Genomic DNA, 22414 nt, shown 5'->3' with positions numbered 1-22414 from the left:
CGTAATGTTCAATAGTTCTTGAACCAATTGACACTGAAACCGTCGCGTTCGATAGTTCAATAAACATTGAACATAGGGATCTCTCCAATGAGCGTATTCTGGCTGGCCCTGGGCGCCTTCGCGATCGGCACCGAAGGCTTTGTTATCGCAGGGCTTTTGCCGGCGATCGCCACCGACCTGTCGATTTCGGTCTCGGCCGCCGGCCAATTGGTCACCGCCTATGCCCTCACCTATGCCGTAGGCTCGCCGATCCTGGCGGTGGCGCTGAACAATATCGACCGCCGCACTGTGCTGGCTCTGGCGCTGACGACCTTCATTGCCGGAAATCTCGCCGCGATGGTGGCTTCCAGCTACCCCCTGCTTCTGGCTTCCCGGATGCTGATGGCCCTGGGCTCCGGGCTGTGCATGCCGACGGCGCTCGCGGTGTCCGTGGCGGTCGCCTCGCCTGAAAGGCGCGGCCGCGCGGTGGCGCTGGTCACCTCGGGACTGACGGTTGCGACCGTGATCGGCGTCCCGCTCGGCAATCTCGTCGGGAGCCTGCTCGGATGGCGCGCGACCTTTGCCATGGTCGCCCTGATCGGTGCCGTCGCGCTCGCCGGCCTCCTGCTGGGCCTGCCCCGCGGCCTGCCGCGCAACACCGCCTCGCTCGGCGAGCGGCTGGCGGTGGCGCGTCACGGCAATGTCCTGGTCGCGCTTCTGATCACGATTCTATGGGGGCTCGGCGGCTTCACCGTGTTCACCTATTTCGCGGTGCCGCTGCGCGGCCTCGGCTTCGATGCCTCGCAGATCAGCCTTGCGCTGCTGGTGTTCGGCGGCGCCGCCGCGATCGGGAACATGCTCGGCGGCGTCCTGGCCGACCGGCTCGGCACGCTCGCCACCGCAGCGCTCGGGCTCGCCGGCATGGCGACCGCGCTGATCCTGCATTCGCTGGTCCTCAAATTGATGCCCGGACAGGCGCATTATGCCGTGCTGGGCACGATCTTCCTCTGGGGCATCTCGGGCTGGGCGTTCTATCCGGCGCAGATCGCCAGTATCATCCGGATCGAGCCGCAGGCCTCGATGATCGCGCTCTCGCTCAACGCCTCGTCGATGTATCTGGGCTTCGCCATCGGCGGCGCCTTGGGAGGCGCGGTGCTGGCCACGCTGTCGCCAAATGACCTCGGCTGGATCGGCGGAACGAGCGTTGCGGCCTCGCTTCTGGTGCACCTCGCCCGTGGCTGGCAGGCACGGCCAAAACCGGTCAAAATTGCCGGTTGATGGGTGTTTTTCGGGGTTTCGCCGCCCCGAAAACTGGTCTAAGACCCACCCGCGCGCGAGGGAGACCACCGCGCTCTCGGCCAAAGGGACGCGCAGCCGCGCGCCCTTTTTTTGTGCCCAAATCCGACTTCGGCGAGAGTTGATGCCCAAACGTACAGACATCACCACCATTCTGATCATCGGCGCCGGTCCCATCGTGATCGGACAGGCCTGCGAGTTCGACTATTCGGGCACGCAGGCGGTGAAGACGCTGAAGGAAGAGGGCTATCGCATCGTCCTCGTCAATTCCAACCCGGCCACGATCATGACCGACCCGGAATTGGCGGATGCGACCTATATCGAGCCAATCACGCCCGAGATCGTCGCCAAGATCATCGAGAAGGAACGTCACGTCATTCCCGGCGGCTTCGCGCTCTTGCCGACCATGGGCGGCCAGACCGCGCTGAACTGCGCGCTGTCGCTGCGCCGGCAGGGCACGCTGGAAAAGTTCCACGTCGAGATGATCGGCGCCACCGCCGACGCGATCGACAAGGCGGAGGATCGCCAGCTCTTCCGCGAGGCCATGACCAAGATCGGGCTCGAGACGCCGAAGTCCCGGCTTGCCAATGCGTCGGCATTGAAGAAGTCGTTCCGCGACAAATATCTCGCCGAACGCGAAAAGCTCTCGGGCGCCGCGCTCGAAGAGCTCGAGCGGCAATGGACGCTGGGCGAAAGCGACCGCCGCAAGCGCTACCAGGAATACGCATTCGGCCAGGCCATGATGGCGCTGTCCGAGATCGGCCTGCCCGCGATCATCCGCCCCTCCTTCACCATGGGCGGCACCGGCGGCGGCATTGCCTACAACAAGGAAGAGTTCCTCGACATCATCGAGCGCGGCCTCGACGCGTCTCCCACCAACGAAGTGCTGATCGAAGAATCCGTGCTCGGCTGGAAGGAGTACGAGATGGAGGTGGTGCGCGACAAGAAGGACAATTGCATCATCGTCTGCTCGATCGAGAACCTCGATCCGATGGGCGTGCACACCGGCGACTCCATCACGGTGGCGCCGGCACTGACGCTGACCGACAAGGAATACCAGATCATGCGCGACGCCTCGCTGGCGGTGCTGCGCGAGATCGGGGTGGAGACCGGCGGCTCCAATGTGCAGTTCGGCGTCAATCCCGACGACGGCCGCATGGTCGTCATCGAGATGAATCCGCGCGTGTCGCGTTCCTCCGCGCTGGCTTCGAAGGCCACCGGCTTTCCGATCGCAAAGGTCGCCGCCAAGCTCGCGGTCGGCTACACCCTGGACGAGATCGCCAACGACATCACCGGCGGCGCCACGCCGGCCTCGTTCGAGCCGACCATCGACTACGTGGTCACGAAAGTGCCGCGCTTCGCCTTCGAGAAATTCCCCGGCGCCTCCACGACGCTCACGACGTCGATGAAGTCGGTCGGCGAAGTCATGGCGATCGGCCGCACCTTCCAGGAAAGTCTTCAGAAGGCATTGCGCGGGCTCGAGACCGGATTGACCGGCCTCGACGAGATCGAGATCGAGGGGCTGGGCCAGCACGACGACAAGAATGCGATCCGTGCCGCGCTCGGCACGCCGACACCCAACCGCCTGCTCCAGGTCGCCCAGGCGATGCGGCTCGGCTGGTCGAACGAGGACATCTTCAACTCCTGCAAGATCGATCCGTGGTTCCTCGGCGAGATGCGCGGCATCGTCGACATGGAGGAGAAGGTCAGGAAGAACGGCCTGCCGGGCAATGCCTTCGGCATGCGCACGCTCAAGGCCATGGGCTTCTCCGACGCGCGGCTCGCGGTGCTCGCCGACACGACGGAAGCCGAGGTGACGGCGAAGCGCCACGCGCTCGACGTTCGCCCGGTCTACAAGCGCATCGACACCTGCGCGGCCGAATTCGCCTCCCCAACCGCCTACATGTACTCGACCTATGAGGCGCCGTTTGCGGGCGCTCCGGCGGACGAGAGCACGCCGTCGGACAAGAAGAAGGTCATCATTCTCGGCGGCGGGCCCAACCGCATCGGCCAGGGCATCGAGTTCGACTATTGCTGCTGTCACGCCTGCTTCGCGCTGCACGACGCCGGCTACGAATCCATCATGGTCAACTGCAACCCGGAGACGGTGTCGACCGACTACGACACCGCGGACCGGCTCTATTTCGAGCCGCTCACCGCCGAGGACGTGCTGGAGATCATCGCGAAGGAGCGCACCAACGGCACGCTGCATGGCGTGATCGTGCAGTTCGGCGGCCAGACGCCGCTCAAGCTGGCGCGCGCGCTCGAGGCCGCCGAAGTGCCGATCCTTGGCACCTCGCCGGACGCCATCGACCTCGCCGAGGACCGCGACCGCTTCAAGCGCGTGCTCGACAAGCTGCGGCTGAAGCAGCCGAAGAATGGTATCGCCTATTCGGTCGAGCAGGCGAGGCTCGTCTCCGCCGATCTCGGCCTGCCCCTGGTAGTGCGTCCGTCCTACGTGCTCGGCGGCCGCGCCATGCAGATCATCCGCGAGGAGAACCAGCTCAACGACTATCTGCTCGGCACGCTGCCGGAGCTGGTGCCGGCCGACGTCAAGGCGCGCTATCCGAACGACAAGACCGGGCAGATCAACACCGTGCTCGGCAAGAACCCGCTGCTGTTCGACCGCTACCTGTCGGATGCGACCGAAATCGACGTCGACTGCCTCAGCGACGGCAAGGACACCTTCATCGTCGGCATCATGGAGCACATCGAGGAAGCCGGCATCCATTCCGGCGACAGCGCCTGCTCGCTGCCGCCGCACTCGCTCGATGCGAAGATGATCGAGGAGCTGGAGCGGCAGACGCGCGAGCTCGCGCTCGGCCTCGACGTCGTCGGCCTGATGAACGTGCAATACGCCATCAAGGACGGCGAGATCTACGTGCTCGAAGTCAATCCGCGCGCCTCGCGCACGGTGCCCTTCGTCGCCAAGGTGGTCGGCACGCCGGTCGCCAAGATTGCCGCGCGCATCATGGCCGGCGAGAAGCTCGCCGATTTCGGGCTGAAGAAGGCGCAGCTCAAGCATGTCGGCGTCAAGGAATCGGTATTCCCGTTCGCGCGCTTCCCCGGCGTCGACACGGTGCTCGGCCCCGAGATGCGCTCGACCGGAGAGGTGATGGGCATCGACCGCTCGTTTGCGGTGGCCTTCGCCAAGAGCCAGCTCGGCGGCGGCACGCGGGTGCCGCGCAAGGGCACGGTGTTCGTCTCGGTGCGCGAAAGCGACAAGACGCGCATCGCCGAGGCCGTTCGCGAATTGCATTCGCTCGGCTTCAAGGTGCTGGCGACGTCGGGCACGCAGCGCTTCCTGACCGACCAGGGCATCCCGACCGAGAAGGTGAACAAGGTGCTGGAAGGGCGGCCGCATATCGTCGACGCCATCACCAATGGCGACGTCCAGCTCGTCTTCAACACCACCGAAGGCCCGCAGGCGCTCGCCGACAGCCGTTCACTGCGGCGCGCGGCCCTCTTGCATAAAGTGCCGTATTACACCACTCTTTCCGGGGCCGTGGCGGCCGCGCAGGGCATCCGCGCCTATCTTGGCGGGGACCTTGAGGTTCGTACCCTGCAGAGCTACTTTTCGGAAACCTGATCGCGAACGGAAGGCTTGGCCTTGAGAGGTTAGCCTTCCGCTAAGTGATTGGCAGTCAAGCCACAATGGCCGCAGGAACTGTCCGGCCATATGGTTGTTCTGTTCCGGCGCCAAGCCCATATCTGTCGACGTCCGGCGGCTCACGTACCGAGCCCCGGAAATACCGACGAATCAAGGTTGGGCGCCCATTCGCGTTCTGGGGCGCACGATCGAAGGACGAGAGAGAAGATGGAAAAGGTTCCGATGACTTCGGCCGGGTTTGCCGCGCTCGGGGAAGAATTGAAGAAGCGCCAGTCCGAGGACCGTCCGCGCATCATCGAGCATATTGCGGAGGCGCGCTCGCACGGAGACCTGTCGGAAAACGCGGAATATCACGCCGCGAAGGAAGAGCAGTCCCACAATGAAGGCCGCATCGCCGAGCTCGAGGACAAGCTCGCGCGCGCCGACATCATTGACATCTCGAAACTGTCCGGCGACACCATCAAATTCGGCGCCACCGTGACGCTGGTCGACGAGGACACCGAGAAGAAGGCGGTGTGGCAGATCGTCGGCGAGGTCGAGGCCGACGCCAAGAAGGGCCGCATCTCCATCACTTCGCCGCTCGCCCGCGCGCTGATCGGCAAGAAGAAGGGTTCGACCGTCGAGGTCAACGCACCCGGCGGCGCCAAGGCGTATGAGATCACCAAGGTGGAGTGGCGGTAAGGATTTGCCGCTGCGCGTGATGATGTTTTGAAAAGGCCGCGCAAACCGCGCGGCCTTTTTGTTTAGGCGTGTTGCTCGGAATGACGGTGTGGAGACCGCGAAGCGCAACTCTATCACCGTCACCCTGAGGTGGCCGCTTCTTCAGCTGCCCTCGAAGGCGACGGCCCCATTGTTGCCTCGCGCGGCGACACGCGGGCCGCCCATCCTTCGAGGCTCCCGATGGGGCGCTCCGCGCCCCATCACTCGCACCTCCAGCGACGAGCGCTACGCGCTCGCGCGGGGGTGACGGGACTAACAGGCTTGGCGAACCTACCGCCGCCCCTTCACATCCAGCGGCACGGCCGCCTCATATTTCGAATTGTGCAGCACCAGCGAGGTCCGCACGTTGCGGACATGGGGCGCGGCGGTCAGGTGGGTGACGAAATCCTGGAAGGTCGCCATGTCGGGCGCGACGCATTTCAGGATGAAATCGACCTCGCCCGACAGCATCCAGCATTCCCGCACCAGGGGCTCGGCGCGGACGAACTCCTCGAAGGCGCGCAAATCCGCCTCGGCCTGGCTGGACAGGTGCACGGCCGCGAACACCGTGACGTCGAAACCGAGCTTTCGCGCGTCCAGCAGCCCGCGATAGCCGTGAATGTAGCCCTCCTCCTCCAGCGCCCGGACCCGGCGCAGGCAGGGCGGCGGCGAAATGCCAACCCGCTTGGCCAGCTCAACATTCGTGATTCGACCGTCGGCCTGAATCTCGGTGAGAATTTTCAGGTCGATCTCGTCTAGGTTCCGCGACACGTGATTGGAACTCCTGGCCTTTGCGGCGGTATCGGGTGGGTTTGTCGCAATCCTCATAGCCCAGTCCGCACCCATTGCGCAATTTTATTGCGCGTGCAGCGCAATCGACTTTTGTTCCCTGTTGGAAAAATCCGCCGACAGGGAATGCAATTCTTGCATAGCTCACCAGAACGCTTAGATTAGCTCTGATATTTCAGCGCCTCCGCGAGGCCTCCTGGCTCCTTCCGCGCCCGCGCTGCAAATCCCCCGTGAAAGGCGTCCATCGAAATGTCCGCTCCTGTTCATGCAAAGGTCGTGATTATTGGCTCTGGCCCCGCGGGCTACACGGCGGCGATCTACGCCGCGCGTGCGATGCTCGAGCCGATCCTGATCCAGGGCATCCAGCCGGGCGGCCAGCTCACCATCACCACCGACGTCGAAAACTATCCGGGCTTCGCCGACGTGATCCAGGGCCCCTGGCTGATGGAGCAGATGGAGAAGCAGGCGGTCCATGTCGGCACCAAGATCGTCACCGACCTGGTGACCAAGCTGGAGACCGGGCGACGGCCGTTCCGCCTCACCTGCGACAGCGGCGACGTCTATCTCGCCGAAACCGTGATTCTCGCCACGGGCGCGCAAGCGCGCTGGCTCGGGCTGCCGTCCGAAGGGAAATTCCAGGGCGGTGGCGTCTCGGCCTGCGCCACCTGCGACGGCTTCTTCTACCGCGGCAAGGAAGTGATCGTGGTCGGCGGCGGCAATACCGCGGTCGAGGAAGCGCTGTTCCTCACCAACCATGCCTCGCAGGTCACCATCGTGCATCGTCGCGACCACTTCCGCGCCGAACGCATCCTGCAGGAGCGTCTGTTCAAGCACCCGAAGATCAAGGTGGTCTGGGACTCAGCCGTCGACGAGATCTGCGGCACCGAGAACCCGAACAAGGTCACCCATGTCCGCCTCAAGAACGTCAAGACCGGCAAGCTCACCGAGCTGAAGGCCGACGGCATCTTCATTGCCATCGGCCACGCCCCGGCGACCGAGCTGGTGAAGGACCAGGTCAAGCTCAAGCCGTCGGGCTATGTCGAGGTCGCCCCGAACTCGACCGCCACCTCGGTGCCCGGCCTGTTCGCCGCCGGCGACGTCGCCGACGAGACTTATCGCCAGGCCGTGACGGCCGCAGGCCTCGGCTGCATGGCAGCACTCGAAGCCGAACGTTTCTTGGCCTTGCGCGCCAGCGAGCGTGCAGCAGCGGAATAAAGATCATGCCTCGAACACGCGACGGATTTACGGATATGGACTGGGACAAGCTGAAGGTGTTTCACGCGGCGGCTGAAGCGGGCAGCTTCACGCATGCGGGCGAACAGCTCGGCCTGTCGCAATCGGCGGTCTCGCGCCAGGTCTCGGCGCTCGAGCAGGAGCTCTCGGTCTCGCTGTTCCACCGCCACGCCCGCGGCCTGATCCTCACCGAGCAGGGCGACCTCCTGTTCCGCACCGCGCATGACGTGTTCATGCAGCTCCAGGCGGCGCGCGCCAAGCTGACCGACAGCCGCGAGCGGCCGAGCGGCGATCTCAAGATCACCACCACGCCCGGCGTCGGCATCAACTGGCTGATCCCGCGGCTCGGCGAATTCACCGCGCTCTATCCGGAGATCCGGATCTCGCTGATCGTCACCGACGAGGAGCTGGACCTGTCGATGCGCGAGGCTGACGTTGCGATCCGCACCCGCAAGCCGACGCAGCCGGACCTCATCCAGCGCAAGCTGTTCGCGATGGGCTTCCACGCCTATTGCTCGCCGGATTACATCAAGCGCTTCGGCACGCCGCGCACGCTGGAGGAGCTCGACTCCCACCGCATCATCACGCTCTCGGACGGCACCTTCGCGCCGCATCTTCAGAACCGCAACTGGCTGGTCGAAGCCGGCCGCAACGGCTCGGGTCCGCGCGAGGCCTATTTCAGGGTGAACAACATCCTCGGCCTGGTGCGCGCCTGTCAGCAGGGGCTCGGCATCGCCGCGCTGCCGGATTATCTGATCGAAGAGCAGAGCCGCCTCGTGCAGCTGTTCGGCGAATCGGATTCGATCCAGCTCGATACATATTTCGTGTATCCCGAGGAGTTGAAGACGGTCGCGCGCGTGCAGGTGTTCCGCGACTTCGTGGTGAGCAAGGCGCAGCGCTGGCCTTCCTGATTTCCGCATGTCTGACATGCGGCCTCGGCTGTTGCTGCATGGCGTTAGGCAAGCTCATAATGTTTGCACGCTGAGCCTTCGCGTTGCGCATTTGTCCCCCTCCTCCAGTGGCGCGGGAGTTCAGTAATCCCTCTTGGAAGGTGATTGTGTCGGCCTCACGTGGCCAATACCTTAAGCCGGGCTCGTTCGAGCCCGGCTTTTTTTCTGCCCAATTCGGCATTCGCCTTCCGCGTGTATTGACAGTTCCACGTATCGCCCGCATCATTTGCGAATGATCACGAAGTCGTGCGCAATCGTTTCGAAAAAGGGCCCCCACCCGGGGACCTCGGATTTTTGCGCGCGCTAACTACGCTTCGTCATCGCAGCAAATCCCGAAAACCCCGCCACCTGGACGGGGTTTTTTCATGTGCCCTCCGTCTCAGGTTTTTTCCCGAGAAGGAGACTGGACATGACCGACCTGCGAACGCATCTGCACGGACTCTGGCTGCCGCTGGTGACGCCGTTTCGAGACGGCAAGCTCGACGAGACGTCGCTGCGGCGGCTGACGCGACATTACTGCGGACAGGCCGTCGACGGCTTCATCCTGGGGGCGACCTCGGGTGAAGGCATGACGCTGCGGGACGCCGAGCTCGAACGCCTCGTCGCCATCGTCCGCGACGAGATGGCGGCCGGCCGCCGAACGTTGCCTATCTGCCTCGGAATGTCGGGCGCGGACACCTCGCGGCTGAAGGAGCGCCTTGATGAAACCGCGGACTGGCCGATCGACGGCTATTTGATCGCGAGCCCCTATTACGTGCGGCCGTCGCAGCGCGGGCTCCTGGCGCATTTCGAAGCACTTGCCGACCACGCCGCCTGGCCGCTCGCGCTCTACAACATTCCCTATCGCTGCGCGGTCAACATCACCAACCAGACCATGCTGCGGCTCGCCGAGCACCCCAACATCGTCGGCCTGAAGGATTGCGGCGCCAGCCGCGAGCAGTCGATCGCGCTGCTGCGCGACCGGCCGGACGGTTTTCGCGTGCTCACCGGCGAGGACGCGAACTACCTCGAGGCGCTCACCGACGGCGCCGATGGCGGCATCGTGCTGTCAGCCCATGTCGAGACCGCGACGTTCGCGGCCGTGTATGCCGAGCTGAAGCGCGGCAACCGCGACGCGGCGCAGGCGCGCTGGCAGGAGGTCGCCGAGCTGACGCGCCTGTTGTTCACCGAGCCCAGCCCCGCGCCGGCCAAGCACTGGCTGTGGCGCAGCGGCCTGATCGACAGCCCCGAAGTGCGCCTGCCGATGGTGGAAGTCAGCAGCGAGCTCGCCGCCACGATCGACCGCGAGATCGAGCGGCGGATGAAAGTCGCGGCGTAGCACCACCCTCCTCACCTCACCCGCATGTGGCCTTTCGAACGAACCGGTTGGCTCCGGTTCGAACGGCTGCGTGCTGCCCGATGCAATCTCAGTGGATATCAACCCATGCGACCTCACCGGTGGCTGTGCGCCCTCAAGGCCCTCTGGCAATTCCTGTCATGCGCGGACGGCTTCACATGGACCGACAAATATCCGGCGACGGCCTGGCTGCGCCGCGACATCGGCCTGAGCGAGGAGGTCGTGACGCGGGAGTGGAATCGGGTCGACGAGATCAGGCGCGAATACAGCGGGTGGGTTTAGCGCGACGCAATCTCACCTCGTGCACGCTGCCTTCCCTTCTCCCCTTGTGGGAGAAGGTGGCGCGAAGCACCGGACGAGGGGTTTCTCTCCGCGCGCAAACTGTCCGTGGGGAGGGAAACCCCTCACCCGTCTCGCCGCTTACGCGGCGAGCCACCCTCCCCCACAAGGGGGGAGGGTAAGAGACCTCGTGGTTAACCGCGCCCCAATCGGCTTCGCATCCGCCGCATGGCGCATCCACGTCTCGTTTACGCTCTGGCGCCTATCGTTTTTCTCCAAAGCCTTCCAAAGGGGGAATGACCATGGGACGTCGCGCCCGGCCTACGGCCGCACAGCAATTCGCGCCCGCCGATCTTTTGCGGGGAATCCTGGTGGTTTCGTCGTTCGGGTTCTGGGCGGTGATGCTCGGCCTGATGCCGGTGCTGCTGTTTCGGGTCTGGCTCGTCGGCTGACGAGAACGCGCGCGGATGGTTAAACCCGCGTCACAAATGCGTTCAAAATGCGAGCGGCGCAGCAACCCGGAATTTTAAAACATCTCGCGTAGCGTGATGCCCATAAGCGAAGAAATCGCGGGGGCGTTTGTGAATAGTCAGAATGAAATGGCGTCGCATTACGACGCACGACAGAGCTTTACCACCGAGGAGAGCTTCACCACCGAGGACATTCTCTGGGCCGCCGGCATCTGGTCGGTGATCCTGACGCTGTCGCCGGTCATCGTGTTCTACATGCTGATGGTGGCGTAACGTTGATCTCGATATTCCGGGTCTGGCGCTTGCGCGCCATCCCGGAATGACAGAGTGAGGCCCAGAAACGCAAAACGCGCAGACATCCGCGCGTTTTTCGTCCGGGGAATGATTTGTGAAAATTATGCCGCCTGCTTGTGCATTGCGCCGGATGCCGACGCCGTGCCGCGAATGGCCTTGACCGAACGCTCGATCGCCGCCCACAGCCTTGCAATCTCCTGAGCCGCACGGCTCTCGGCCTGATACTCACGCGCGCCTTCGCCGTGGCTGAGCGCCATCAACAAATCCGAACGATTGGTGATCTGACCGCCCCACACCGGAGCACGGAATTTCGCCAGCGCTTCGCGGGCGATGGTGACGATCGGGCTTTCGGCTTCGTCGCGCTTGGCCGGAGCACCGTTGAGCACGACCGCGTAGGGCTTGCGCGCCGCGCGGCACATCTGAATGGTTTCCTGCACCGCGTTGACGTCGAACACGCCAGGCCGCGCCGGAATGACCACCATGGTTGCGTTCTTGATCGCGTCGTCGACGACGGCCGAGAGGTTCGGCGGCGTGTCGATCAACACCCATTCATAACCGTCGCGCTTGGCAGCGGAGACGATGCCGCTGACGGAGTTCACGGCCGATTTGATCGGCGGTTCGTTGGTGCCCCGCAGCTTGTGCCACAGCGTGAGCGACCCCTGCGGATCCGCGTCCACGAGCATGACCTGTTTGCTCGCCTTGATCTGCGCGGCGAGATGTGCGGCCAGGGTACTCTTGCCCGAGCCGCCTTTACGCGATGCAAAAACAATAACGTTCATACCTTCGGCCTCCAGATTGACCCCAGGCTCCGAAAATGAATCACCGCGCTGATTCGGGAAAGAAAAATTTACCGGGAGTTGCTCTGCAGCCACGAAATAACAAGACGTGTTGGCTTTTGAGTCACACTGCTGCGCGCGACAAGACACGAACAGCAATCAAGAGCCTGCGATGCGCGCAATCGTTGTTTTTTTTGAGCAGCGAGAAGGGGAAAGCCGGAATGCAACCTTGCCGCGCAAACCGTCTGGCGACTCTTTTCGATCACGTGTGGCGGTAATTTCCGCAAGCAGGCGCGCAAGGCGCGCGAACAAAACGAGTCCGGTAGCTGTCGCGGACCCTATGTCGTCAAGCGCGGAGCCGCGCTTCGCACGCTTGCCCGGGCCTGAGTTTCAGGGAAGGAACGCAGCGGCCGCGCTCAGCCTTCTTCGGATTTCTTCTTCCTGGCCACCTTCGGCGCCGGCTTGGTGCTCTTCTTCGCACTATTCGACGCGCTCTTGGGCGCGATGTTGGTTGGCCTGCCGGCGCGGGCCTCGCCCGGCTCGGGCCCCTGGCGGAAGAACACCTTGCATTGCGGCGAGAGCTGCGCCTTCTTCTGGATCATGCAGGCGGTGATGGCATCGACGTTCGGCACGAACTCGCCGCACAGCCGCATCGCATCCGGCGTGCAGGCCTGCTGCTCCTCCTGGGTGTAGGCGAAGCCGGCGCCGGGGTGGACCAGGACGGCCAGGGCAAGCCCCGACGCGGCGGCAAGAGCGGACTTCCTGAAGTGAAAAGCGGGCATCGATCCCCCCCAAATGTCTGGTCGGGGCGGAGTGTGGGTGAACCGCCGTTCGTTGGCAACGAGGCCGGAGGCGAAACCCGGGACGTGTGCGCTCTCGGCAACAGGGCGGGCCTTCTCCTCCGCTGTCGTCACCCGGCTTGACCGGGCGACCCAGTATTCCAGAGACGCCTGACATTCCCCGAGGAGCCGCGGCGTACTGGATCCCCCGCCTGCGCGGGGGATGACTGCGGTGGGTGGGAAGGATTCCGGCCAACCCTTTGGCAAATCTGGCGAGATCAGGTTTCCGCCGCTGGCCCCGGGACCCTCAAAACAAAAACCGCGAAAACAACCCCATGCACAGTAGCCGGGGCCTTGATATGCCCAGTGAAATCGCCTCTTGCGGATTTTACGAAGCGGTTTTGACTCGTCGGGCAAAACAGGGGCATGATGGCATCATCGAGAGTGCGTGGGGTGGTCGGCTGATATCCCCGTGAAGAGAGGGGGCGCATGGCCACCGTGTTGATCGTCGCGCCGGTGTTTGCCCTGATCGCATCAGGCTATGCCGCGGTGCTGTTTCGCTTCGTCACCGAGACCGCGCACAAGGGCATCTCCGAATTCGCCTTCAGCATCGCGATCCCTGCCCTCCTGTTCCGCACCATCGTCGTGTCGGAATTCCCCGACGTCAGCCCCTACCGGATGTGGGGCGCCTATTACGGCGCCCTCGCCGTCACCTGGATCGCGGCGCTGGCGCTCTCGGCGCTGCTGCGCGCGGGGCGCGAGGACCGCGAGGACGGCGTCGTGTTCGCGATCGGCTCGGTCTACGGCAACATCGTGATGCTCGGCATTCCCCTGACGCTCTCGGCGCTCGGCAACGAGGCGGCGGGGCCGATGGCGCTGATCCTGTCGGTGAACACGCCGCTGCTCTGGCTCTGCGGCATCCTGCAGATGGAGCTTGTCAGCCGCAAGCGGACCGGCTCGGCGCTTTCGGTGATCCAGCCCGTGCTCGCGGACCTCGCCCGCAACCCGCTGATGCTGGCGATCGGTTTTGGCGTGGTCTGGCGCTTCACCGGCCTCGGCCTCAATCCCGTCGTGGACAGGACCATCGAGCTGCTCGCGCAGGCGGGATCCCCGGCGGCGCTGATCGCGCTCGGCATCAACCTGTTCCGCTTCGAGGTGAAGGGCGAGATGTCGAGCGTCGTCGTGATGAGCGCGCTCAAGCTACTGGCGATGCCGGCCGCGGCGTTCGTGCTGGCAAAACTGCTCGGCCTGCCGCCGACCGCGGCCGGCGTCGTCGTGCTGTTCGCGGCGATGCCGACCGGCGCCAACGCGTACATCTTCGCGGTTCAGTATCAGCGGCTGGTGAACCCGGTGTCAGGCGCGGTGGCGCTGGGGACGCTGCTGGCGGCGGTGACGTTGCCGGTGGTGGTGATGGTGGTGGCTGGGGTGAGGTAGGTCGCGCCGACAGACGTGGTTTCCGTTAGGCTTTCAGGAATCGTGACGGAAGCTCGACCCGACAGATCGAGGAGCATCGTCATCGTAATTGTATAACCTTCAGGTTATGAGCCTCACTGCCGAAAGGGCTATTGAACAAGCTGGCCCGCGCGCCAGGCCATCTCCCAGAAGTCTGCCTCGAGTCGGGTGGCTTCCTTGAAGATCGCAATCAGCTCTGCCTCGCGGGCCGGCGTGGCGTAGAGATCGGCGAGATGCTCCATGTGCGCCCGCGCCTTGGCAGCGACCTCCTGGTACGGCGCGCCGGCGTACTCGGCGATCCAGACGCGATAGGCGTTCGTCGCGGCGTCCGCATCGGGTCGTGCGGCGAGCCGTGTGGCGATCTCCGCGTACCCGATCACGCAGGGGGCAAGCGCCACCTTGAGTGCCAGCAGATCGCCGCGCATTCCCGCGTCGAGCACGTAGCGTGTATAGGCCAGCATCTCGGCCGCCGGAGGGGTCTGTTCAAGGTCTGTCGGGGACAGACCCCAATCGGCGCAGAGCTTCACATGCAGGTTCATCTCGACATCAAGGATGGCCGAAAGGCCGGCCGCTGCTTCACGCATGTCGGCAAGTCTGGGCGACTTGTAGACCGCGAGCGCGTAGGCGCGAGCAAACTCAATGAGGAACAGGTAGTCTTGAACGAGGTAGTGACGAAACGCCGCTTCGGGGAGCGAGCCGTCTGCCAATCCGTTCGTGAAGGGATGCTCGGTGTAGGCCCGCCACTCAACGGATGCTTCTGTCTTGAGACGCTCGAAGAAACTCACGATCTTTTTCGCCCGGCTTGCTTGTCCATGAACGTCCTTGGCTCGCTACCGATAGCGCATTGCGAACCGAGGAGCTACGGTGACCGCGGACAAAACTGGCTTTGAGCAGCGTTGCGGATGGGGCACTCCCCGCGTCGAGAGTTTTGTGCACTGTCACCGTAATGCGATCCGGCCGAGATTTCGCCGCTGCCGGAGAACATTTCGGACCGCCAGTTCTTCCAGCAACTCGCGCTATCGAACATCATCACGACGGCCGAGGCGTTGGCAGCGGTCAAGACGGGCGACATCCCGGCGCCGCTAATGGCCATCGTGAGCGCGATGCCGGCCGATCAGCAATTCAACGCCGAGATGCTGCTCTCAGGCGCCACGGTGTTTCAGCGCAGCCATCCAATGACGGCGGCGATCGGCGCGGCCTATGGCTCGAGCGATGACCTGATCGACGCATTCTTTCGGGCCGCCGCGACGCTGTGACCGGAGAAGATTGACGGGGAGGAGGCTCCTAGGGGGCGCTCGGCGGCGTGCAGCATCCCGGCGCGCAATAGTTTTCGGGGCGGCCTTCGGCGCGGCCCTTCCAATATATCGCGCTGCACTCGGCAATTCTGAGATTGGCGTTCGACGAGTAGAGCTTTTCGCCGAGTTTGAGGCAGACGGCGAAGGCGAGCAGGCAGATCACGAAGAGTGTGACAATGCGCCAGTCGTTATCGCTGTCGCCGGAATGATGCTGCTGTTTCTGGTCAATGCAATTTGACATCGGCAATGTTCTTCCAAAATCGTCAATGTTTTTCCAAATGCGAGAGAAAATTCTGGCACCTAACCAGTGATTGTGTCAACCGGAGGCTGTGCGCGGTTTTGCAGTGCGTTAACAACTCCTGATCGGGCCTTATGCCCGGAGTCCAATGAAAGGCCGCCCCTATCGGGCGGCCTTTCGCATTCGAGAGGGGGAAATCCATGTTTTCGAGGGATGTGCTCGACGCGCTGGTCGCGGCCGCAAATGCCAACGCCACGGTGTTTCAGCGCAGCCATCCAATGACGGCGGCAATCGGCGCCGCTTACGGCTGGAGCGATGCCCAGATCGACGCCTTCTTCCGGACCGCGGCGCGAATTACGGTGACAGTGCACTAAACTGAAGTCGCCTGATGTCGTGCAGTTTCGTGCACTGTCACCGTAATGGCATGAAAGGCGCGGCCGATCTCCATACCCAGGTGCAAGAACCTCGGCTGGCCGACCTTCCCCAAGGGGCCGTTTTTCTTTGCGCATATCTGGCCACACGCAAAAAACCGCCAAGGTCTCCCTCGACGGCTCGTGCCGTTGCATTTGAGTAGAGGTACTGCGTCGAGCGGTGCTCGAACGCAGCCCGTGCTTGCTCTTATTTGGACGCACACGACCTTCAATGAGGCCGGTGGGTGCGTTGCCACTGTGTCGGGCCAACGATCCCCGATCCTTATCACATGTGACTGGCGGCGACGCTCTTCAAGCCAGCACTGCTGTCCCGTTCGATGAAATGGCAAAAGCAGATTTTCCAATTAAGTCGCTGCGCTCCAGCCCGCTGCACGGGAGCCAGAGGCGAGAGGTCGGTAGCCAGTTGAGAGGATATTGGTAGCAGTGGAGAGCCCCGTCCCTGAGAATCGAGGCGTAGTCAACCTCACTCAGGAAGGAGCTCGGCGCCAAGCTCACTGACCGGTGGCCGCCGGCAGCACTAAACCGAAGTCGCCTGATCTCGTGGAGTTTCGTGCACTGTCACCGTAATTCAAGCGCCACCTTGAGTGCCAGCAGATCGCCGCGCATTCCCGCGTCGAGCACGTAGCGTGTATAGGCCAGCATCTCGGCCGCCGGAGGGGTCTGTTCAAGGTCTGTCGGGGACAGACCCCAATCGACGCAGAGCTTCACATGCAGGTTCATCTCGACATCAAGGATGGCCGAAAGGCCGGCCGCTGCTTCACGCATGTCGGAATACGGTGACAGTGCACTTAATCGATAACGACAATTCTTTTCCGACTGTGTCGCGGCTCGACCAATGCTTACTCAGCTGCATGAGCAGTACTTTTGCGGCCGCAAGCACTTCACGTTCGGGGATTCGCCCATGATATCCGCCAAGGGGCCGCCACCGAGATACCGGCGCAATGATTAGGTGTCTGGTGCGACACGCGCGCGCGAGAACCACGCGCGGGCGTCGCTACGAAAGAGCAGCACCACGGCGACCACCAACAATAGATATCCGGTGTGAAAGAGGATTGCCGCGACAGCGTTGAACCGGAAACGTTCGTCGAAATCGATGATGACGCTCGGAATTCCGATAATGACCATGACGAGACTGATCCAGCGAGCCCAATTCTGTCGCTTTCGCGCAATCAGCCAAATCCACAACGACTGCCCCGCGATGGAGCAGACGAACATGATCGGATAGCCGATCGGATACAGATTGTAGTACTTGGCAAGGCTGACGGGATTCGCAGCAGCCGACCCCAAGCCCGTGACGAGCGCCGCACCAGCCAGACGCTCGTACCAAATGACACTATCCGGACGGCTTGCGGCCCCCACTTTCTCCGAAGCTCCACCAGCCATTCACCACCCCGACGCGACCGACGAGCCTCGGCCTAATCGGAAGACGATAGCGCACCCAACCGCAACCGGAGAAGCCGGTTGAGACACATGGTATATTCAATCTCTGATCAAGGTGGCTTGGCTGCAACAGCTTGAGTACGGATCTATTCAACAAGCTGCTGGCTGATCCGGGAGGACTGGTACAGTTGGGTGGGCTCGAACCACCGACCTCCTGTTCCACAGACAGGCGCTCTAACCAACTGAGCTACAACTGCATCCTTGCGAGCCGCCCCTGGGGCTACCTGAAAAGGCCGGTCACCGAGGGGGGCTGGACGGGGCGGAAACTAGGTGCAACGGCCGTTTTTGGCAAGGCCGCAAACGGGCGGAATCCACCCTCAAACGACGTTATTTCCAAAGGAAAACCCGGGCCTGGGCCCGGGTTTCTTGTTATTTGGGCATGATCCCATCGGAAAACCGCTGTGCACTTCGCGCGCGGCCCTTCGGGTCCGGATCAGGCCCTGATCAAACCGGCCCCGTCGCTCAGGCGGCGGGCGGGTAGAGCTTCGAGGCGCTGGCCTTGATCGGCTCGGCGGCGGCGGTGGCGGCGCGCTGGGCGATCTCGGCGAGCTCCTTGGCCTGGGCCTGGAAGGTCTCGAGCTGCTTTTTGCCATGGCTGCTCCACAGCGCGAACGCATCCGACGGCGACTTCACGCCGAGCAGCTCCTGGGTGAAGTCCAGATGGGCGGTCGTATTGGCCTTCATGAACTCCATCAGCTTGGCGGTGTACTCGTTCGCGCCCTTGCTGGCGGACGAGAACACGGCCTCAATGGTGCCGTTATGGCTTTCGGCCGCGTCCTTGAACTTGGCGTAGCTCTCGCGCGCCTGCGAAACGCCCTTTTCGGCGAACGCACGCACCTGCTCCGGCACCTCGAACGGGATGATGGAGGCGGAGAATGGATCAGTCGCACCTGTCATTGTTGTCCCTCACGATCATGGAAAATGGAGTGAGCCTTCTGGCGCGCCCGCCGGCCAACCGGGGCCATCTGTTGGCGGGTACGAAGACTGGATACGCGTAACGAAAAAGATGGCTCGTCCAACGCCCAGCAGTATCCCTGCGTAACATGTCAACATTGTGCAGCGCAACGCGATCCGGGGTGCGCGGGGAAAATTTAATCCCGGAGAGGATGAGGTTCCGGGGTACGGGAACCCGTGGTTGAGGTGTACTTCGTCATTCCGGGGCCCGACCGAAGCGAGGGAGCCATGATGCGCAATTGCGCATCTGAGAATCCATCGGGCTACCGGAGATCGCAGGGAATTGGATTCCGGGCTCGCGCCAAGTGGCGCGCCCCGGAATGACATCCCCCGGAGGGGCTCGCGTGCTTCGGCCGGGCCACACCCATGCAGCGCGCGAATCCTGCGGATGCAGCGTCTGCGCGGCTTGCGGGGGCGGCCGGATTAAGGTTATCGCGGCTTTAGGGCTTCCCCCGTAGGCTGGGGCCGTGGACCTGCCCGCGCCCGCGCGCGATACTAACCCTTTCTTAAGGCTGTCATTCCCGGCAGCCCTAAGGCCAGAGGCGTGACAGCGAGACCAAAAGCCGGTTGGATGAGTCATTCGGATTTCCAGTTGCGAGGCGTGGGCGATCCCCGGCTGGCCGTGCATGCGACCTCCCCGCTGCCCGCGTGGCTCTGGTCGGTCGACGGCGCGCGCGTGCTGTGGGCCAATCCGGTCGGCGCAAAATTCTTCGGCGCGGCGCATGCCGCAGTGCTGGCGGAAAAGACGTTCGGCCCGGCCGACAGCCATCGCCGCCAGGTCGCCCGGCTCGCCCGGCAGCTGCCGGCGAGCGGCACGGTGCGGCTCGAACGTCTGCGCGGCTTCGGCGCCCGGCTCGGAACGCTGATGACCTGCGCCTGCACGCGGCTGACCTTCGCCGATGGCGGCCAGGCCGTGCTCGTCACCGCGATGGAGCCATCGGTGCGCACCATGCCGCTGATCGAGCGCCTGCATCGCCTCGTCGCGGGCGCCAAAATGCCGATGGCGGCGTTCGCGCCCGACGGAATGTTCGTCGGCGCCAGCGAAGCCGCCCGCGCCCTGCTCGGCTTCCGCGATCTCGGCGAAGCCGGGCTCGAACGGGCCCGCGGCGATGCGCTTCGCAACGGCCGCGCCGAGACGCCGATCGGCATCGGCCAGATGGTGCTGCAACGGGTCGGCCTCGGTGGCGATGTCGGCCTGGTCGCGCTGATCGAGCCGGCCGCCGCGCAGACGGCAGCGGCGAGCGATGCCGCCCCGGCCGCATCCGCGCCGGAGAGCACGCCTGACGTCACGCCCGCGGCGCCGGCTCAATCCACGCCGCAAGCCGCCGAGGCGCCGAACGAGGCGCCGCCGTCGAACGAGGCGCCGGCCGCTATCGCGCTGTTCGACGCCTTCGCCGAGCCGGCCGAAACGCCCGCGCCTACCGGGACGATCGCGTCCGAGCCGCCGGTGAGCGAGGCGGCGCCGGAGATCGCAACGGTCCAGGAGACTGTCGAAGAAGCCGTCGACGACACGGCCGAAGAGACGGCCCAGGAATCGGCTGAAGAGCCGGCTGACGCGCCGAAAACTCCGGTTGAAAACCATTCCTCAGCCATTGTGTCGCCGCAGGCCGCCCCGATCACTACCGGCATGGTCGAGCCGCCGTCGGGTCCCACGGAGATGCCCGCGCCGCATCAGCATCCGCTGCGCTTCCTCTGGCAGATGGATACAGAGGGCCGCTTTGTGCTGGCGTCCTGCGAGTTCATCCGCCTGATGGGCGCGCACACGGCCGCCGGCTTCGGCCGTCCCTGGCGCGAGATCGCCGCGGAATTCTCGCTCGACCCGGAGGGGCGCGTGGCGCAGGCGCTGGCCAGCCACGACACCTGGGCCGGGATCACCGTGAACTGGCCGGCCGATGGCGGCGAGCATCTGCCGGTCGAGCTCGCGGGCCTGCCGGTCTACGACCACGCGCGCAATTTCGCCGGCTTCAAGGGCTTTGGCGTCTGCCGCGATCTCGACGGCCTCAACCGGCTCGATGCGCTCCGGCGCTTCGAGCTGCTCGCCGAACCGCCGGCGCAGCACGGCCTGTCCGCCGACATCGTCGAGCCCGATCCGGAGCCCGTGGCAGAGGCGCCGCCTCCGCCGGCCGAGCCGCCCGCACCTGAGCCCGAGCCTACACCCGAACCTGAACTGCCCGACCCCGCCCTCGACGCGAATTCACATCCAACCGATCCGGAAACGCCAGTGGAAACGCCTCCCAACGTCGTGCCGTTCCGCCCGCCCAGCGATACCAGATCACCTGGTGATCAGAGATCGCCGACGCTGACGCCGATCGAGAACAGCGCGTTCAACGAGCTCGCCCGGCAATTGTCCGAGCGCCTCGAACGCGAGCGTGAGACGATCGCCACCGCGACGACCGAACCGCCGGCGGAGAGCACGCCCGAACCGCTGATCGAGGCGCCGCACGCGCCGGCCGAATGGCTGACCGAGCCGGCGCCGCCGGCGCGCGGCCACAGCATGCGCGACCGCGCGCTGCTCGACCTCTTGCCGACCGGCATCCTGATCTATCGGCTCGACCGCCTGCTCTACGCCAACCCGGCGTTCCTCGCGCGCATGGGCCATGCCAGCGTGAGCGCGCTGGAGAATGCCGGCGGCCTCGATGCTCTCTATGTCGAGCCGGGCGTATCGCCCGCCAGCAGCACCTCGCAAGGCGGCACGCCGGTCACGATCAGCGCGACGCTTCCCAACGGCGAAGAGCCGCTTCCGACCACCGAGGCGCATCTGCACACGATCGACTGGGACGGCGAGAGCGCGCATGCGCTGGTCTGCGCGCTGCCGGCTGCTGCGCCTGTCGTTACTGCGCCCGCCGTTGCCGAGCCTGTCGCCGCGCTGTCCGTTGCCGCCGAGCCAGTCGTCACCGAGCCACTTGTCGCGGAGTCTTTCCCCTACGCGTCCGAGCTCGAGTCCCAGGCCGGCGATGCCGACGCCGAGGATCTCGCCGCGATCCTCGACACCACGGCCGAGGGCATCGTGATGTTCGATGCGGAAGGCAACATCCTCGTCTGCAACCGCAGCGCCGAAGCGCTGTTCGGCTACGACGGCGAAGCGCTGCTCGAGCAGAACCTGGTGTCGCTGTTCGCGCCGGAGAGCCAGCAGATCGTCGCCGACTATCTCGAAAGCCTGAAGAGCCAGGACATTTCCAGCCTGCTCGATCACGGCCGCGAGGTGCTGGGGCGCGAGAAGAAGGGCGGCGTCATCCCGCTCGCCATGATCATGGGCCGCACAAGGCCCGACGGCCCGAACTTCTTCGCCGTGTTCCGCGACCTCTCCCAGAGCAAGAAGGGCGAGAGCGAGCTGACGCAGGCCCGCCGTCTCGTCGACGGCGCGGCGAATGCCAAGGCCGACATGCTGGCGCGGATCAGCCACGAGATCCGCACGCCGCTCAACGCCATCATCGGCTTTGCCGAGGTGATGATCTCCGAACGCTTCGGCACGCTCGGCAACGAGCGCTACGGCGAATACATGAAGGACATCCGCGCCTCCGGCGAGCGCGTCATCGCGATCATCGACGATTTGCTGGAGCTGTCGCGGATCGAGACCGGCAAGCTCGACCTCAACTTCGCCAACCTCAACCTCAACGACCTGGTCGAGGCCTGCGTCGTGGTGATGCAGCCGCAGGCCAACCGCGAGCGCATCATCATCCGCACCTCGCTCGGCCATGCGCTGCCGCAGGTGAGCGTGGACGCGCGCGCGATGCGGCAGATCACCATGAACCTGATCTCGAACTCGATCCGGCTCGCCAGCGCCGGCGGCCAGGTGATCGTCTCGACCGCGCTCAACGATCGCGGCGAGGTCGCGCTTCGCATCCGCGACACCGGCCACGGCCTTAGCGAGCGCGAGGTCGCGGCCGCGATGGAGCCGTTCCGCACCCCGCCGCCGGGCGATGCCGAGGACAATTCGGCGCTGAGCCTGTCGCTGACCAAAGCGCTGGTCGAAGCCAACCGCGCCCGGTTCAACATCAAGAGCGCAGGCCACGGCACGCTGATCGAAGTGGTGTTCGCGCCCGCGCTGGCGCGGGCTTGAGGCTCGGCGAAATCAAACCTGGTCGACTGGGCGAGGACCACCTCTCCCCAGCGG

At 64.4% G+C, this 22414-nt stretch carries 20 protein-coding genes, 1 tRNA gene and 1 pseudogene; 13 read left to right on the top strand and 9 right to left on the bottom strand.

The genetic code is table 11. The features are described 5' to 3' along the window. Positions 1-87 precede the first annotated feature (87 nt). The 3 genes from AB5K84_RS08850 to greA all read left to right on the top strand — a co-directional run bounded on the left by AB5K84_RS08850 (position 88) and on the right by greA (position 5566). Positions 88-1257 (top strand): MFS transporter, encoded by a 1170-nt coding sequence (locus AB5K84_RS08850; protein ID WP_011090111.1) that lies wholly within the window; start codon positions 88-90, stop codon positions 1255-1257. A 142-nt stretch (positions 1258-1399) separates the two neighbouring features. Continuing rightward, the gene (carB, locus tag AB5K84_RS08845) at positions 1400-4864 is read left to right on the top strand and encodes a carbamoyl-phosphate synthase large subunit (RefSeq protein WP_011090112.1); all 3465 of its coding nucleotides are present in this window, start codon (positions 1400-1402) and stop codon (positions 4862-4864) included. A gap of 228 nt (positions 4865-5092) precedes the next feature. Further along, positions 5093-5566 (top strand): transcription elongation factor GreA, encoded by a 474-nt coding sequence (greA, locus tag AB5K84_RS08840; protein ID WP_011090113.1) that lies wholly within the window; start codon positions 5093-5095, stop codon positions 5564-5566. 309 nt (positions 5567-5875) lie between these two features. Here the strand turns inward: greA and AB5K84_RS08835 are convergent, their stop codons facing one another. After that, complete coding sequence (locus AB5K84_RS08835; RefSeq protein ID WP_027547667.1) at positions 5876-6355, bottom strand: Lrp/AsnC family transcriptional regulator; 480 nt, start codon at positions 6353-6355, stop codon at positions 5876-5878. A 267-nt stretch (positions 6356-6622) separates the two neighbouring features. Here AB5K84_RS08835 and trxB point away from each other — a divergent pair, with 267 nt between their 5' ends. The 6 genes from trxB to AB5K84_RS08805 all read left to right on the top strand — a co-directional run bounded on the left by trxB (position 6623) and on the right by AB5K84_RS08805 (position 10914). Next, on the top strand, positions 6623-7588 hold the full coding sequence (gene trxB, locus AB5K84_RS08830; RefSeq protein ID WP_011090115.1) for a thioredoxin-disulfide reductase: 966 nt from the start codon (positions 6623-6625) through the stop codon (positions 7586-7588). A 5-nt stretch (positions 7589-7593) separates the two neighbouring features. Further along, positions 7594-8517, top strand: a complete 924-nt coding sequence (locus tag AB5K84_RS08825; RefSeq protein ID WP_028172837.1) for a LysR family transcriptional regulator — start codon at positions 7594-7596, stop codon at positions 8515-8517. Positions 8518-8965: 448 nt separating this feature from the next. After that, positions 8966-9874, top strand: coding sequence for a 4-hydroxy-tetrahydrodipicolinate synthase family protein (locus AB5K84_RS08820; protein ID WP_038965421.1), 909 nt, complete (start codon positions 8966-8968; stop codon positions 9872-9874). 105 nt (positions 9875-9979) lie between these two features. Further along, positions 9980-10174 carry a hypothetical protein gene (locus tag AB5K84_RS08815; RefSeq protein WP_038965420.1) on the top strand — a complete coding sequence of 65 codons (195 nt, stop codon included), beginning with the start codon at positions 9980-9982 and terminating at the stop codon, positions 10172-10174. A 299-nt stretch (positions 10175-10473) separates the two neighbouring features. Further along, on the top strand, positions 10474-10623 hold the full coding sequence (locus AB5K84_RS08810) for a hypothetical protein (protein WP_165448175.1): 150 nt from the start codon (positions 10474-10476) through the stop codon (positions 10621-10623). Positions 10624-10719: 96 nt separating this feature from the next. Next, entirely contained in the window at positions 10720-10914 is a 195-nt protein-coding gene (locus AB5K84_RS08805) for a hypothetical protein (RefSeq protein WP_028172834.1), read from the top strand. A 122-nt stretch (positions 10915-11036) separates the two neighbouring features. Here the strand turns inward: AB5K84_RS08805 and AB5K84_RS08800 are convergent, their stop codons facing one another. Together AB5K84_RS08800 and AB5K84_RS08795 are read right to left on the bottom strand one after the other, a co-directional pair. Next, complete coding sequence (locus tag AB5K84_RS08800) at positions 11037-11714, bottom strand: ParA family protein (RefSeq protein WP_027547672.1); 678 nt, start codon at positions 11712-11714, stop codon at positions 11037-11039. A 413-nt stretch (positions 11715-12127) separates the two neighbouring features. Next, complete coding sequence (locus AB5K84_RS08795) at positions 12128-12493, bottom strand: hypothetical protein (protein ID WP_038965419.1); 366 nt, start codon at positions 12491-12493, stop codon at positions 12128-12130. A 486-nt stretch (positions 12494-12979) separates the two neighbouring features. Here AB5K84_RS08795 and AB5K84_RS08790 point away from each other — a divergent pair, with 486 nt between their 5' ends. After that, positions 12980-13924: an AEC family transporter gene (locus tag AB5K84_RS08790; RefSeq protein ID WP_011090122.1), complete on the top strand. Its 945-nt coding sequence runs from the start codon at positions 12980-12982 to the stop codon at positions 13922-13924. Positions 13925-14052: 128 nt separating this feature from the next. Here the strand turns inward: AB5K84_RS08790 and tenA are convergent, their stop codons facing one another. After that, positions 14053-14727, bottom strand: a complete 675-nt coding sequence (gene tenA, locus AB5K84_RS08785; protein ID WP_011090123.1) for a thiaminase II — start codon at positions 14725-14727, stop codon at positions 14053-14055. A gap of 261 nt (positions 14728-14988) precedes the next feature. Here tenA and AB5K84_RS08780 point away from each other — a divergent pair, with 261 nt between their 5' ends. Further along, entirely contained in the window at positions 14989-15198 is a 210-nt protein-coding gene (locus tag AB5K84_RS08780) for a hypothetical protein (RefSeq protein ID WP_038965417.1), read from the top strand. A 28-nt stretch (positions 15199-15226) separates the two neighbouring features. Here the strand turns inward: AB5K84_RS08780 and AB5K84_RS08775 are convergent, their stop codons facing one another. Beyond that, positions 15227-15478 (bottom strand): hypothetical protein, encoded by a 252-nt coding sequence (locus AB5K84_RS08775; protein WP_011090126.1) that lies wholly within the window; start codon positions 15476-15478, stop codon positions 15227-15229. 197 nt (positions 15479-15675) lie between these two features. Here AB5K84_RS08775 and AB5K84_RS08770 point away from each other — a divergent pair, with 197 nt between their 5' ends. After that, positions 15676-15849 (top strand): hypothetical protein, encoded by a 174-nt coding sequence (locus AB5K84_RS08770; protein ID WP_011090127.1) that lies wholly within the window; start codon positions 15676-15678, stop codon positions 15847-15849. A gap of 627 nt (positions 15850-16476) precedes the next feature. Here AB5K84_RS08770 and AB5K84_RS08765 read toward each other — a convergent pair. The 4 genes and pseudogenes from AB5K84_RS08765 to AB5K84_RS08750 all read right to left on the bottom strand — a co-directional run. Next, positions 16477-16677: pseudogene (locus AB5K84_RS08765) on the bottom strand (thiaminase II); the annotation flags it as partial. 174 nt (positions 16678-16851) lie between these two features. Continuing rightward, positions 16852-17289: a hypothetical protein gene (locus tag AB5K84_RS08760; protein ID WP_011090129.1), complete on the bottom strand. Its 438-nt coding sequence runs from the start codon at positions 17287-17289 to the stop codon at positions 16852-16854. A 177-nt stretch (positions 17290-17466) separates the two neighbouring features. Then, positions 17467-17543: transfer RNA gene (locus AB5K84_RS08755), tRNA-His, on the bottom strand. 265 nt (positions 17544-17808) lie between these two features. Next, positions 17809-18243: a phasin gene (locus tag AB5K84_RS08750; RefSeq protein WP_011090130.1), complete on the bottom strand. Its 435-nt coding sequence runs from the start codon at positions 18241-18243 to the stop codon at positions 17809-17811. Positions 18244-18871: 628 nt separating this feature from the next. On the opposite strand from AB5K84_RS08750, the gene AB5K84_RS08745 reads away from it, so the two are divergent. Further along, positions 18872-22360 carry a PAS domain-containing sensor histidine kinase gene (locus AB5K84_RS08745; protein WP_038965409.1) on the top strand — a complete coding sequence of 1163 codons (3489 nt, stop codon included), beginning with the start codon at positions 18872-18874 and terminating at the stop codon, positions 22358-22360. Positions 22361-22414 lie beyond the last annotated feature (54 nt).

This window comes from Bradyrhizobium sp. 1200_D9_N1_1 (assembly GCF_052075915.1).
Classification (GTDB): domain Bacteria; phylum Pseudomonadota; class Alphaproteobacteria; order Rhizobiales; family Xanthobacteraceae; genus Bradyrhizobium; species Bradyrhizobium diazoefficiens.
The sequence above is the reverse complement of the archived record's forward strand: the minus strand, read 5'-3'. Positions and strand labels throughout refer to the sequence as shown.

Excerpts from the sequence above, each read along its gene's own strand:
- AB5K84_RS08815 (WP_038965420.1), top strand. The coding sequence starts at position 9,980 with ATGCGACCTCACCGGTGGCTGTGCGCCCTCAAGGCCCTCTGGCAATTC.
- AB5K84_RS08805 (WP_028172834.1), top strand. The coding sequence starts at position 10,720 with ATGCCCATAAGCGAAGAAATCGCGGGGGCGTTTGTGAATAGTCAGAAT.
- greA (WP_011090113.1), top strand. The coding sequence starts at position 5,093 with ATGGAAAAGGTTCCGATGACTTCGGCCGGGTTTGCCGCGCTCGGGGAA.
- AB5K84_RS08825 (WP_028172837.1), top strand. The coding sequence starts at position 7,594 with ATGCCTCGAACACGCGACGGATTTACGGATATGGACTGGGACAAGCTG.
- AB5K84_RS08750 (WP_011090130.1), bottom strand. The coding sequence starts at position 18,243 with ATGACAGGTGCGACTGATCCATTCTCCGCCTCCATCATCCCGTTCGAG.
- AB5K84_RS08820 (WP_038965421.1), top strand. The coding sequence starts at position 8,966 with ATGACCGACCTGCGAACGCATCTGCACGGACTCTGGCTGCCGCTGGTG.
- AB5K84_RS08850 (WP_011090111.1), top strand. The coding sequence starts at position 88 with ATGAGCGTATTCTGGCTGGCCCTGGGCGCCTTCGCGATCGGCACCGAA.
- AB5K84_RS08810 (WP_165448175.1), top strand. The coding sequence starts at position 10,474 with ATGGGACGTCGCGCCCGGCCTACGGCCGCACAGCAATTCGCGCCCGCC.
- carB (WP_011090112.1), top strand. The coding sequence starts at position 1,400 with ATGCCCAAACGTACAGACATCACCACCATTCTGATCATCGGCGCCGGT.
- AB5K84_RS08800 (WP_027547672.1), bottom strand. The coding sequence starts at position 11,714 with ATGAACGTTATTGTTTTTGCATCGCGTAAAGGCGGCTCGGGCAAGAGT.
- trxB (WP_011090115.1), top strand. The coding sequence starts at position 6,623 with ATGTCCGCTCCTGTTCATGCAAAGGTCGTGATTATTGGCTCTGGCCCC.
- AB5K84_RS08745 (WP_038965409.1), top strand. The coding sequence starts at position 18,872 with ATGAGTCATTCGGATTTCCAGTTGCGAGGCGTGGGCGATCCCCGGCTG.
- AB5K84_RS08790 (WP_011090122.1), top strand. The coding sequence starts at position 12,980 with ATGGCCACCGTGTTGATCGTCGCGCCGGTGTTTGCCCTGATCGCATCA.
- AB5K84_RS08770 (WP_011090127.1), top strand. The coding sequence starts at position 15,676 with ATGTTTTCGAGGGATGTGCTCGACGCGCTGGTCGCGGCCGCAAATGCC.
- AB5K84_RS08795 (WP_038965419.1), bottom strand. The coding sequence starts at position 12,493 with ATGCCCGCTTTTCACTTCAGGAAGTCCGCTCTTGCCGCCGCGTCGGGG.
- AB5K84_RS08760 (WP_011090129.1), bottom strand. The coding sequence starts at position 17,289 with ATGGCTGGTGGAGCTTCGGAGAAAGTGGGGGCCGCAAGCCGTCCGGAT.
- AB5K84_RS08775 (WP_011090126.1), bottom strand. The coding sequence starts at position 15,478 with ATGTCAAATTGCATTGACCAGAAACAGCAGCATCATTCCGGCGACAGC.